General features: G+C 67.0%; 14 protein-coding genes. 2 read left to right on the top strand and 12 right to left on the bottom strand.

The window, feature by feature from the left end:
- The 4 genes from thrA to DBR20_RS12250 form a co-directional block, all read right to left on the bottom strand.
- The coding region (thrA, locus tag DBR20_RS12260; RefSeq protein ID WP_258223332.1) for a bifunctional aspartate kinase/homoserine dehydrogenase I at window positions 1–2,247 on the bottom strand (2,247 nt) is incomplete at its 3' end.
- Window positions 2,248–2,332: 85 nt separating this feature from the next.
- The gene (locus tag DBR20_RS22140) at window positions 2,333–2,470 is read right to left on the bottom strand and encodes a hypothetical protein (RefSeq protein WP_181393073.1); all 138 of its coding nucleotides are present in this window, start codon (window positions 2,468–2,470) and stop codon (window positions 2,333–2,335) included.
- A 138-nt stretch (window positions 2,471–2,608) separates the two neighbouring features.
- A complete protein-coding gene (locus DBR20_RS12255) occupies window positions 2,609–3,559 on the bottom strand; it encodes a DMT family transporter (RefSeq protein WP_100552395.1) in 951 nt (316 codons plus the stop codon).
- A 70-nt stretch (window positions 3,560–3,629) separates the two neighbouring features.
- Window positions 3,630–4,328: an AraC family transcriptional regulator gene (locus tag DBR20_RS12250; RefSeq protein WP_108266354.1), complete on the bottom strand. Its 699-nt coding sequence runs from the start codon at window positions 4,326–4,328 to the stop codon at window positions 3,630–3,632.
- 81 nt (window positions 4,329–4,409) lie between these two features.
- Here DBR20_RS12250 and DBR20_RS12245 point away from each other — a divergent pair, with 81 nt between their 5' ends.
- Window positions 4,410–5,192 carry a DUF6491 family protein gene (locus tag DBR20_RS12245; protein ID WP_108266353.1) on the top strand — a complete coding sequence of 261 codons (783 nt, stop codon included), beginning with the start codon at window positions 4,410–4,412 and terminating at the stop codon, window positions 5,190–5,192.
- Here the strand turns inward: DBR20_RS12245 and DBR20_RS12240 are convergent.
- The 3 genes from DBR20_RS12240 to DBR20_RS12230 all read right to left on the bottom strand — a co-directional run bounded on the left by DBR20_RS12240 (window position 5,189) and on the right by DBR20_RS12230 (window position 7,194).
- Entirely contained in the window at window positions 5,189–6,241 is a 1,053-nt protein-coding gene (locus tag DBR20_RS12240; protein ID WP_108266352.1) for a linear amide C-N hydrolase, read from the bottom strand. The genes DBR20_RS12245 and DBR20_RS12240 overlap by 4 nt on opposite strands.
- Window positions 6,242–6,304: 63 nt before the next feature.
- Window positions 6,305–6,718, bottom strand: a complete 414-nt coding sequence (locus DBR20_RS12235) for a DUF6691 family protein (RefSeq protein WP_108266351.1) — start codon at window positions 6,716–6,718, stop codon at window positions 6,305–6,307.
- A complete protein-coding gene (locus tag DBR20_RS12230; RefSeq protein ID WP_258223334.1) occupies window positions 6,715–7,194 on the bottom strand; it encodes a YeeE/YedE family protein in 480 nt (159 codons plus the stop codon). Before DBR20_RS12230 ends, DBR20_RS12235 begins: the two co-directional genes overlap by 4 nt.
- Before the next feature lie 45 nt (window positions 7,195–7,239).
- Here DBR20_RS12230 and DBR20_RS12225 point away from each other — a divergent pair, with 45 nt between their 5' ends.
- A complete protein-coding gene (locus DBR20_RS12225) occupies window positions 7,240–7,557 on the top strand; it encodes a metalloregulator ArsR/SmtB family transcription factor (RefSeq protein ID WP_108266349.1) in 318 nt (105 codons plus the stop codon).
- A gap of 3 nt (window positions 7,558–7,560) precedes the next feature.
- On the opposite strand, the gene DBR20_RS12220 is transcribed toward DBR20_RS12225, so the two are convergent.
- The 5 genes from DBR20_RS12220 to DBR20_RS23105 all read right to left on the bottom strand — a co-directional run.
- Window positions 7,561–7,989 (bottom strand): BLUF domain-containing protein, encoded by a 429-nt coding sequence (locus DBR20_RS12220; RefSeq protein ID WP_108266348.1) that lies wholly within the window; start codon window positions 7,987–7,989, stop codon window positions 7,561–7,563.
- Between the two features lie 82 nt (window positions 7,990–8,071).
- Window positions 8,072–9,211, bottom strand: a complete 1,140-nt coding sequence (locus DBR20_RS12215) for a hybrid sensor histidine kinase/response regulator (protein WP_108266347.1) — start codon at window positions 9,209–9,211, stop codon at window positions 8,072–8,074.
- On the bottom strand, window positions 9,208–9,783 hold the full coding sequence (locus DBR20_RS12210) for a chemotaxis protein CheB (protein WP_108266346.1): 576 nt from the start codon (window positions 9,781–9,783) through the stop codon (window positions 9,208–9,210). The genes DBR20_RS12215 and DBR20_RS12210 overlap by 4 nt, the downstream gene beginning before the upstream one ends.
- Window positions 9,783–10,607 (bottom strand): CheR family methyltransferase, encoded by an 825-nt coding sequence (locus tag DBR20_RS12205; protein WP_089240793.1) that lies wholly within the window; start codon window positions 10,605–10,607, stop codon window positions 9,783–9,785. Before DBR20_RS12205 ends, DBR20_RS12210 begins: the two co-directional genes overlap by 1 nt.
- A partial coding sequence (locus DBR20_RS23105; protein WP_258223331.1) for a response regulator occupies window positions 10,604–11,867 on the bottom strand: 1,264 nt, incomplete at its 5' end. The genes DBR20_RS12205 and DBR20_RS23105, both read right to left, overlap by 4 nt.

Genomic DNA, 11,867 nt, shown 5'->3' with positions numbered 1-11,867 from the left:
GTCGTGCAACCGTGCCAGCAGTGCCTCATCGGATGCGCCCAGGCGGGCCATGAAGTCGTCCACGCTTCCCTCGCGCAGCAACGCCGGCACCAGGCTCTCCACCTGCACCTGCTCCAGGCTGAGTGCGTGGCCGGCCTCGCGGGCGAGGATCACCAGCTTGCGCGCGACATCCACACCGGACAGGTCATCGCGCGGATCCGGCTCGGTGTAGCCCATCGAGCGCGCCTGCGCGACCAGTTCCGAGAACGGCTGGCTGCCGTCGAAGCGATTGAACAACCAGGCCAGCGTGCCGGAGAAAATGCCTTCGATCGCCAGCACTTCGTCGCCGGTATCCACCAGGTCACGCAGCGTGGTGATCACCGGCAGGCCGGCACCCACCGTGGCCTCGTAGCGGAAGCGCGCGCCACTGGCGGCGGCCGCCGCGCGGATGCGCTGGTAGCGTGCGAGCGGCCCGGCACCGGCCTGCTTGTTCGGGGTTACTACATGGATGCCTGCGGCCAGCCAGCCTTCATAGCGCTCGGCGACCTCTGCACTGCCACTGCAGTCGATCACCACCGCATGCGGCAGATGAGCGGCCAGCAGGTGCTCGGTGAAGTGGTCCAGGTCGCTGGCCTGGCCGGCGTCCTGCAGCGCCTGGCGCCAGTCTTCATGCAGCCCATCGGCCTCCAGGCGCATGCGCGAGCGTGACGCAAGCGCGCGCAGGCGCAGATCGACGTTGGCCTTGGCCAGCAACTGCGGGCGTGCGGCCAGCAACTGGTCCAGCAGCGCAGCACCGACATTGCCCGGACCGATCACGCCCACCGCGAACGTCTGCGGCGACAGCCAGAACCCCGCATGCGCGGCACGCAGCGCGCGGGTCGCATCGGCGCTTGCCACCGCCACCGAGATGTTGCGCTCGGACGACCCCTGCGCGATCGCCAGGATGTTCACCTGCGCCCGGCCCAGCGATTCGAACAGCCGCGCGGCCACGCCCGGCTGGCCCGCCATGCCATCGCCGACCGCGGCCAGTACGCTGACGCCCTCGCTGACCTGCACGCGCTGTACCTGGCCGGCAGCCAGTTCGTGCGAGAAAGCCTGCACCACGGCATCGCGGCCACGCGCCGCTTCGCCAGCACGGACAACGCAGCAGATCGAATGCTCGGAAGACCCCTGCGAGATCATCACCACCGAGACCTGCGCCTGACGCAGCGCGGCGAACACGCGTTCGGCAGTACCCGGCACGCCGATCAGACCGGTGCCTTCCAGATTCAGCAGGGCCAGATCCGCGCTCAGCGTCAGCCCCTTTACCGGACCACGTGGCGAGCGCTCGGCGCTGATGCGGGTACCCGGATGACTGGGGTGGAACGTATTGCGGATGAAGATCGGCAGACCCAGCCGGATTGCCGGTGACATGGTCTGCGGATGCACCACCTTGGCCCCGAAGTAGGCCAGTTCGCAGGCCTCGTCGTAGCTCAGCGCGTGCAGCTGCACGGCCTCCGGCACCAGCCGCGGGTCGGCCGACAGCACGCCGTCGACGTCGGTCCAGATATGCAGTTCATCGGCATTGAACAGCGCGGCGAAGATCGCACCGGAATAGTCGCTGCCGTTGCGGCCCAGCGTGGTGACACGATCCTGGCGATCACGGGCGACGAACCCGGTAGCCACCACGCGCAACTGCGGGTGCTGCAGCCGCCACGCGGCAAGGCGGCCGGCACTGGCATCCCAGTCGACATCCACGCCCAGTTCGCCATGGCCGACGACCAGCACATCGCGTGCATCCAGCACCGCGCAGTCCTCACCCAACGCGCGCAGATGGGTGCCAAGCAACTGTGCGGAGAACACTTCGCCCAGGCCCTGCACGCGGTCGAGCACTTCGCGCGGCAGTTCACCGATCACCGCCAGGGCGGCCAGCACCTCGGCCAGCTGGTCGAAGCGCGCATCGATCCAGTCCACGGTGTCGCCCACCTGCTCACCCAGCAGCGCTACCGCGGCACCACGATGGCGTGCGCGCAGTGCATGCCAGGCTTCCTGCCAGCCGGCATCGCCCTGGGCTGCCAGGTGCGCCAGTTCGATCAGCGCGTCGGTAACGCCCTTCATGGCCGAGACCACGCTGACCTGCAACGACTCGGGGCGGGCCAGCAGCAGACCGGCAACATGGCGATAGCGCTCAGCGTCGGCCACCGAAGTACCGCCGAACTTGTGCACGACAGTGGACGGCGCAGCCAGAGCGGACGCAGCAGGCGAATGGGCGGGGGCGATGGAAGACATGCAGACCTCGGTTGGAGGCCCCGTCGCATGCAGGTGGTCGAGTTTCCCCGTCACCTGGATGGTGCGGGGCCGTTGTTTTCGGGAGTTACACGAAGACGACGGGCCGCACCAGGGCAGTGGTGACGGTGGTGGTGGTAATGGTGGTGGTGATGGCGACCGGCGCAGTCGAACGGCCCGCGGCAGCGGGGACGATCAGACGGGCGTTGGCGGCATCAAGGACCATGGCGTACAGAAAACACCGGCACGATGGCCGCTGTCAAGTGTTGCGGCGCAATATTTTCTTGCCGCGATCATCGGCCAACGTGCCGGCATTTGGTTGCAATTGAGACAAACCGGTGATCGTCGGCTTCAATGCGCCGATTCAGCCGACATGTTCGGTGATCGCGCGTGGCGTGCGGTGCGCATGCGCGCACAACAGCACGCCGCCGACCAACAGCACGATCGCCAGCAGTTCCAGCAGGCTTGGCCAACGTCGCTGCCAGGCGAAGGCATACAGCAGTGCGAACAGGGTTTCGAACACGATCATCTGCCCGGTCAGGGTCAGCGGCAGCAGGCGACTGGCGCGGTTCCAGAACGCGTTGCCGAGGATCGAAGCGACCACCGCAACACCCGCGCTGATGGCCCAGAACCCACTCCACTGCGCGGCCGTATGAGTCCCGGCGTGTCCGATGAAGGCCATCGGCACCAGCAGCAACGAAAGCCCGCCGGTGGTGACGCCGGTCAGCAGCGACCAATCATGGCTGGAAAGATCAGGCCGCCGCGCCAACCAGCGGCTGTTGCCGATGGAGTACAGCGCCCACGAGAACAACGCACCGAATGCGCACAGCAGGCCGATCAGGCGCTGCCGCCAGGGGGTGCCCAGATGTTCGGACATCAGCGCCTCCCAGCCGACCATCGCCACCCCGAGCACGCACAGGCCCAGCGCCGGCAGCAGCGGCTTCAACGGCACCGCGCCCTGCTCGCGCACGCCCACCAGGGTGACGACCACCGGAATCAGGCCGACAATCAACGAAGCAGCGGCGCCACCGGCCCACTGCACCGCCGTGGCCAGCAGCAGGAAGTACACCAGGTTGCCGGCGAGGCTGAGCCACAACAGGCCGATCCATTCGGCACGGCCGAGCTTCGGCGCCAAGCGCTTCCAGCGCGGCAGCAGCAGGGCCACCGCGATCAGGCCATAGACCAGATAGCGGCCAGCGGAGAGCTGCAGTGCATTGAAGGTGTTCAGCACGGCGGGCGCGAGGAAGACCACGCCCCACAGCGCACCGGCGGCAATGCCATTGGCGATGCCCAGAGCAATCGGGTTGTTGCGCATTACAGGTTCTTGGCGGGAGAGCACAGGCCGCGAAGTGTAGGCGACAGAGGGAGCGGCGTATTGACCGAGGCTACTGGCCGCCCGCCCGCCGCCATGCTGCCGGCGTCTGCCCGCATTCGCGGCGCAGCGCACGGGTCAGTGCACTCTGCTCGGAATACCCTGCAGCCAGTGCGATGTCGCTGATCGACGCCGGGCTGACCCGCAACTGGTGCTTGGCCCAGCGCAGCCGGCTGGCACTGAGCCAGGCCTGCGGGCTGAGCCCGAACTCGCGCCGGAACACCGCATGCAGACGGCTTTCGCTGATGCCGACGAAGGCGGCCATGCGCGCGACCGACCATCCCTGCCCCGGCATCGCCTCGACGGCAGCGCACAGACCCTGCAGGCGCGCGCCGCTGCCCGCCGGAGCGAACATATGCAGCAGGTCCGGCAACAACGCCGGCACCGGCTGCCCTGCCTGCACCCGGGCAAGCCGATGCCGCAGCGACAACGGAAGGTGCAGCCAGCGTTGCCGGCACAGGTGCTCCTGGGTTGCGTCATCAAGCACGCCCGGCCCGCAGTCGACAATCACGAAACCGTTGGGGCCATCGGCCAGCTGGTCGTGCGCCTCGCCAGCAGCCACGAAGGCGCCCTGCAGCAGGTCAAGACGACCGCCCCGGCCCTCCATCTCGAACTGCAGCTCACCCTGCAGGGGCAACACCCACTGCGCGTAGTCGTGGCGATCCAGGCCGGTGGCCTGACCGTAGTGCCGCAGGTGGAAAATGGCGCCCATCCGTCGAGTGTGCGCGTGTAACACGGGCCGTGCAAACCGCTGCTATAGTCGATCCGTCATCCAACGCAGGGAGTGCAGGACATGACCCATCAGCACGTATGCTTGGTGCTGGCCGCCAGCCTCGGCCTGGCGCTCACCGCCACCACCTCGGCGCAGGAACGCACGCCACCGGCCCCGCACTGCATGGACGCTGTCGGCGTCCAGGAAGTGGAGCAGGCATCACCACGCTCGATCGCGCTGCGTGCCGCCTCCGGCCAGGCCTATCGCATCGACTTCGCCGAGGACTGCCCCGGCATCCGCGCGGCCACCACCTTGAAGCTGGAAGCACCCACCGGCTGGGCCTGCGGTCGTCCCAGCGAGCGCGTCGTGGTCGACGGTCGCAGCTGTGCCGTCAGTGCGGTCACTCCGGTTCAGGCTCGCGACTATGCCAGCGTGGCCCGCGACAGCGACCGCCTGCGCACGGCCACCCTGCCGGCGCTGACCATTCGCGAACGCAGGGACGTCCGTCGTGGCTTCGGCGGCTCGGCCTCGTATTGCTTCGCCACCCGCAACGTTCGCGGCTGGTCGTCCGACACGCAGGGCATGCTGGTGGAAACCAACCCGCTGCGTAGCGGCGGCCATCGCTTTTACCGTGTCGAACTGGGCAGCCACTGCCTCCAGCTCGACCGCGCACCGGAATTAAGCTTCCAATCCGGCATGCAGAACGGCCTGATCTGCGGCAACCCCGGCGACCGCGTGGTCACGGCCGATTTCGACAGCTTCGACGAGCGCAGCGACGCGCTGGCGCCGCTGCCCCGCTTCACTCGCCGCGGCGCCTGCACGATCCAGGCGGTCTATCCAGCCTCCAGCCAGGCATCGAACTAGCCCTCGACGCCAAGGAAGGTGAACGGCGCGCCGGGGACGAAATGGCCCAGCGCATCGCCGGCAAACGTATTGCGCTGGTCTCGGCCGAGATCGAGCTTGAGCACCTTGCCGCCGAAATCGACCTTGTTCAGATCGACCCAGAAGGTATTGGGTGTCAGTGCCGACTCAAAGAAGTACAGGCGCCGCTTGTGGTCGGCAACCGTGCGCCAGCGGGTGGACGAGATGTTGGGCTCGCCCGGCGTGGTGATGCCGAACGGTACCGACACGTTGCGGATCACGCTGAACACACTGGCCAGCGCCTCCACCGGATCTTCCGCTTTCGGAATCGCGTTGATGTAGAACGACGCACGCGCGAAGCGGTCGGCCGAACGGTTGGTGCCTGGCAGCATCACCGTGCCACCGATCTGCTGCCAGTAGCTGTTCAACGCCAGCTGCTGGTCGAAGACCGGCGAATTGGTCATCACCTGGTAGCGGCGATCGTGGTGGATCACCTGGCGTCCGCCGATGTATTCGACGATCGCGCTGTCACCCGTGGCGTCGGACAGCGACAGATGCAGCGTCGCCTGGCGGTCCTCGCCTGGCACCTTGTCGGTGACGATCGAATACGGCTCGCGCTGCAGGGCGGTCACGGCTTCTTCCACCGTGGCGAAATTATCCAGCACGTACTGCGCCCACAGCGAGATCGAGAGGCCGGGCTTGCCGCTGCGCTGGGCAGGGTATTCCGACTCGACCAGCCACAGCAGGTTGGCGACCAGGCCCTTCTCGTTCATGCCATCGGTGGTGGAGATGTCGTAGCCGGTGGCCACCACGCTGCCGTAGCGCGCGGTCCAGGCGATCGACCCCGGCCCCGCCTGTCCGGTACGCGCAATGCCACGCGGCAGCACGTAGAGATTGGTGGCCACGTCCACTTTCCAGTCCATCGAGCGAGCGGTGATGACATCGCCGTTGTCGCCCAGATACACCGCGCGTGTGCAGGCCATGGCCGGCATCGCCGCCGTCGCCAGTGCCGCCGCCAGCAACGCGCTGCCCTTCCACTTCATCCGTGCCATGCCATGCTCCTTTCCCCGGGAAAAGTGATCTGAACCCTGCACCGGTGAGGCAAACGTGAAACCTCAGCGCAGCCAGCGGTCATGCAGCCAGAAACCGGCCGCCATCGCCGGCACGAACCACAAGGCTTCGCGCGCGCCCACCGCCAACGCAGCCAGCGCTGGTCCTGGGCAATACCCGACCCAGCCCCAACCGATGCCGAACACTGCCGCGCCCAGCAGCAACCGCCTGTCGACCGCCTGCGCCGTCGGAAGTTGGAAGCGCTCGGCGCAGCGTGGACGCTCCTGCCGCCGCAGCCAGAAGTGACCCAGTGCGCTGACCAGCAGCGCCGACGCCAGCACCCAGGCCAGCGTGGGATCGAAGTCGCCAGCCACATCGAGGAAACCGAGCACGCGACGCGGGTCGGTCATGCCAGCCAGCGCGAGACCGGCGCCGAACAGGCCACCGGCAGCACCTGCGGCGCACAAGCTGCGGCTCATACCAGGCCTCCGCCGTGGCGCATCAGGAACGTGGTGAGCATCGCGCAGGCCATGAACACCAGCACCGCCACCAGCGATCGTCGTGAACCACGGGCGAGGCCACAGACACCGTGGCCGCTGGTGCAGCCATTGCCCAGCCGCGTACCGACGCCCACCAATACACCGGCAGCGATCAATTGCCAGGCCGGCAGTGCGTCACGCAACAACGCGCGCGGTGATTGTCCCGCGCCCGCCTGCCAGCTCAGTACCGCCGCAGCAGCCAACATCAGTCCGAGCAGGAAGGCCCAGCGCCAGCCACGATCACCACGCGGTGCGGCCACGGTGCCAGCGGCGATGCCGCTGATGCCAGCCACCCGCCCAAGCGTGGCCAGCAGCACCACCGCCGACGCACCGATCAGGCCGCCGCCTGCAATTGCCGCCCATGGCAGGTTCATGCCCTGCTCCTCTGCATTGTGCGCATTGGCTTGCCCTTCAATTTAGATTTCTCTAAATTAGACTTTCCTGAACTACCCGGTCAAGCCATGCCCAGCATCACCACGGACAGTGCCGCGATGGCGACGCATGCTGCACAGGCGGCCGCCCTGCTGAAATCGCTGGCACATCCGGCGCGATTGCGCGTGCTGTGTCGTCTGGTGGAAGGCGAAGCACCAGTGCAGGAACTGCTGACCGTCACTGGCCTGGGCGCGTCGGCGCTGTCACAGCATCTGGCTGTGCTGCGCAATCTGGATGTGGTGGCAACGCGACGGCAGGCACAGACACTGCACTATCGGCTGCTGGAAGGTCCGGCGCTGGGGGTGCTGCAGGCATTGCACGCGGCGTACTGCGCACCGCAACGCTAGCGATCAGCCCGCGCTGAGCGCCGGTCGCACGACCTCGGTCAACAGATCCACCGCGGTAAACAGTGCACTGTCACCGTTCACCGTGCGGGCGAATCCCGACCAGTCACCTGCGGAAAGCTGGCGCAGCAACGCTGCGTCGACCGGCAACACGCGCATCGCCCAGTACGGAAACTGGCGCTGGCCAACCCGGCCGCGCGCGAGCTCGACGATGTCGACATGACTGCCAGCCTGCAGGATCCGCTCATACACCGAATCGATGCCATCGGGTGGACCTTCGATGTACTGCAGGAAGCGCTCGCCGTCATTCAGCAGCACGCCGGTCACCCCTGCCAGCTTGTTGAAGCGCGCGGCGTCCTCGACCAGCATCTGCAGACGTTCGGCGGACAGATCCGGCTTGGACTGGCTGACGTAAGCGATGGCGCGCAGTGGCATGGAGCTTCCTTTGCAAGAGTGGTGCCACGGTAGCAGTTGCGGACGAGTCCGTCTCAGTACACTCACGCGCGAGCTGAAGAATTCAGGAAACGACCGGACTGCGCCCATCGCTGCGACGAGGCAGCAGTGCCTCGAACACCACCTGTCCGGCGTCGTTGCGCGCGCTCAGCTGTCCACCATGGGCACGCACAAACTGGTCAACGATGTACAGGCCCAGCCCAAGCCCATTGCTCTGGTGGAAGCTTGCCTTGAACGGTTCGAACAAACGCGGCAGCAATGCTTCATCGACATGGCCTGCGTTGCGTACACGCAGCGCGACAACGCCGGCATCGCCACCATCGACCTGCACCTGCACCGCCGCCTCAGCGCCATGGGTAAGTGCGTTGCCGACCAGATTGGCGATCACCTGCCCCAAGCGATCCATGTCGCCCTGCAGGGTCGAATCACCCCGGACGTCCAGCGCGATCCGATCGGTTGGATGACCGGCACCGGCCTCCACCAGTACCGCACGCGTCACCTCGGCCAGGTCGCAGGTACCGGTCTGCAGGCGCAGGCCACCACTGCGGATCCGCGAGAAGTCCAGCAACTGCTCGACCATGCGCGCCATCCGCAGCGTGCTGGCTTCCAGGTAGCTCAGTGTCTGCTGCGCGCCGGCATTGTCGGCCGGCAGCTCCAGCGACAGCTTGTCGGCACACAGCAGGATGGCCGACAACGGCGTGCGCAGGTCGTGGGTCAGCACCGCGGCCATGGTCTCGTTGAGCTTCAACGCGCGCTCCAGCGCCTCGTTGCGTGCCTTCAGCAGCTGTCGCTGCTGGTAGAGCTCGATGAACACATTGACCTTGCTGAGGATCACCTGCGGCGCCACCGGCTTGTGCAGGAAATCCACCGCGCCGGTCTCGTAGCCCTTGAAGACCCTGTGCGGATCGTCCGGCGAGGCGGTCAGGAAGATGATCGGCACGTCGCGGCTGCGCTGCGAGCCGCGCATCAGCTCGGCCAGCATGAAACCATCGATCTCCGGCATGTGCACGTCCAGCAGCGCCAGCGCCACCTCATGCTCCAGCAGCAGTTCCAGCGCCTGCGCGCCGGAATCGGCCAGCAGCAGGTTGACGCCCTCGCGTCGCAGCAGCGCCTCCATGGCCACCAGGTTCTGCGGCACGTCGTCGACGATCAGCAGGTTGACCGGGGCCTGCGACTGGGCAGGGTCCGGTGGCAGCAGGTTCATGCAAACAACTCCTTCAGGCGGCGACACATCAGTTCAAGGGGCAGTACGGCATCGGCGCCAGCACGCTGCAGGGCGGAGGCCGGCATCATCGATGCCTCGGCCTCCTCGGGGCATTGCAGCCAGGCCTGGCCACCCGCGGTGCGCACCGCGGCCACGCCATCACTGCCATCGCTGCTGGCACCGGTCAGCAGGATCGCCAGCACGCGCGTGCCGAACACGGCTGCGGCGGATTCGAACAGCGGATCGATGGCCGGCCGCGAGAACAGCACCGGATCGTCCATCGACAGTGCGATGGCCTGCGTGTCTTCCACCAACAGGTGGTAGTCCGGCGGCGCGAACGTCACCGTTCCCGCCTGCAGCGGCTGCTTGTCCTCCGCTTCGCGCACGGTCAACGTGCAGTACGGTGCCAACACATCGGCGATGCGGCTGGAACGGTCGCGCGGCAGGTGCAGCACCACCAGTACCGGCACCGGCAGGGTGGCCGGCAACGCGCCAAGCACGATCTGCAGGGCGGCCACGCCACCGGCCGATGCACCGATCACCACCACTTCAGGGCGGGACATCGCCACCATCAGGCCACCTTCCGGTACAGGCGGTGCTCCCGCGAACAGGCTTCGAACGCATCGTGATGGCGACCGAACTGCAGCGACTCCTTGCTGCCCAAGCCGAGGAAGCCGCGATGCACCAGTGCTTCGCGGAACAATCCCACCGCCCGATCCTGCAGGTCGCGGTTGAAATAGATCAGCACATTGCGGCAGGACACCAGGTGCACTTCCGAAAACACCGTGTCGGTGGCCAGACTGTGATCGGCGAACACCACGTTGCGGCGCAACTGGCGGTCGAAGACCGCGCCATCGTAGGCGGTGGTGTAATAGTCCGACAGTGAAGCGGTGCCGCCGGCGGCAAGGTAGTTCCGGCTGAACTGGGCCAGGCGGTCGATGCCGTAGGCGCCAGCCTCGGCCGTGGCCAGTGCAGCGGGGTTGATATCGGTGGCGTAGACGATGCTGCGCTCGAGCAGGCCTTCCTCATGCAGCAGGATCGCCAGCGACCACACTTCCTCGCCGGTGCTGCAGCCGGCCACCCACAGCTTCACCGAGGGGTAGGTGCGCAGCACCGGCACCACCTGTTCGCGCATCTGCCGGAAATACTCCGGGTCACGGAACATCTCCGAGACCTGCACGGTGAAGAACTGCATGGCCTGGGCGAACAGCTCCGGCTCGTGCAGCAGCCGATGCTGCAGGTCCGACAGGCGCTCGCACTCGTAACGCTGCATGGCCTGGCTGACGCGACGGCGCAGCGAAGACACCGCATAGCTGCGGAAGTCGTAGTGGTAGCGCTGGTACAGCGCTTCCAGCAGCACCTTCAGCTCCAGGTCGAACAACGCCTGTTCGTTCATTGCCGCGAGCACCAGACCCGGCACAGCGACACCAGCTTGTCCACATCGATGGGCTTGGCGATGTAATCGTTGGCACCGGCCTGCAGGCAGCGTTCACGGTCATCGGGCATGGCCTTGGCGGTCAGCGCGATGATCGGCAGGTCCTGCAGGTGGCGCTGCGCGCGGATCTCGCGCATCGCCTGCAGGCCATCCTTCTCCGGCATCATGATGTCCATCAGCACCAGGTCCACCTCACGCTGGGCCAGCCGATCAACGGCCTCCTGGCCGTTGCGGGCGATCTCCAGCGTCACCCCCAGCGGCTCCAGCACGCTGGACAGCGCGAAGATGTTGCGCACATCGTCCTCGGCCAGCAGCACGGTGCGTCCGTCGAGCACGGTGTCGCGGCGGCGCGCTTCGCGCAGCAGGCGCTGCTGGTCGCTGGGCAGGTTGGCCTCCACGCTGTGCAGGAACAGCGTCACCTCGTCGAGCAGGCGCTCGGGCGAACGCGCACCCTTGATGATGATGCTCTTGGAGTAGCGGCGCAGGCGCTGCTCTTCTGCACGGCTGAGGGCGCGGCCGGTGTAGACGATGACCGGCGGGAAGCCGACGTCATCGTTGCCCGCCATGTGCTCAAGCAGGTCGTAGCCACTGCCGTCGGGCAGCGACAGGTCCATCACCATGCAGTCGAAGGTGACCGTGCTCAGCTGTTCCACCGCTGCGGCAAGCGTGCCGACAGCAGCGATCTGCAGCTGGTCGCGGCCCAGCAGCAGTTCCAGGTTGCGGCGCAGGTCGTTGTCGTCCTCCACGATCAGCAGGCGACGCACGTCGCGCTGGCTGGTCTGTTCAAGCTGCTCGATGGCAGCCACCAACCGTTCGCGCGTGGTCGGCTTGATCGCGAAACCGATCGCGCCCAGCTCGCGCGCTACCTGGCTGCGGTCCATGCCGGAGACCACGTGCACCGGAATGTGTCGGGTATCGGGATTGCGCTTGAGTCGTTCAAGCACGGTCAGGCCGGACACGTCGGGCAGGCCGATGTCCAGCAGGATGCCGTTCGGGCGCAGTTCCGCCGCCAGCGCCAACGCCTCTTCTGCGGTGGTGGCTACCACGCAGTCGAAATCGAGCTCGTGCGCCAGCGTCACCAGCGCTTCGGCGAAGACCGCGTCATCTTCCACGGCCAGGATCAAGCGCCCTGCGTGGTGGCGCCGGCCACGGTCATCGGCGACCGTGGCGACCGGAGTGGCGCTGGAGCGCTGGGCCAACGGTGCAGGTGCCACCGTCGCG

The organism is Stenotrophomonas sp. HMWF023 (assembly GCF_003060985.1).
Classification (GTDB): Bacteria; Pseudomonadota; Gammaproteobacteria; order Xanthomonadales; family Xanthomonadaceae; genus Stenotrophomonas; species Stenotrophomonas lactitubi.
This window is presented reverse-complemented; position numbering and strand designations above follow the sequence as displayed.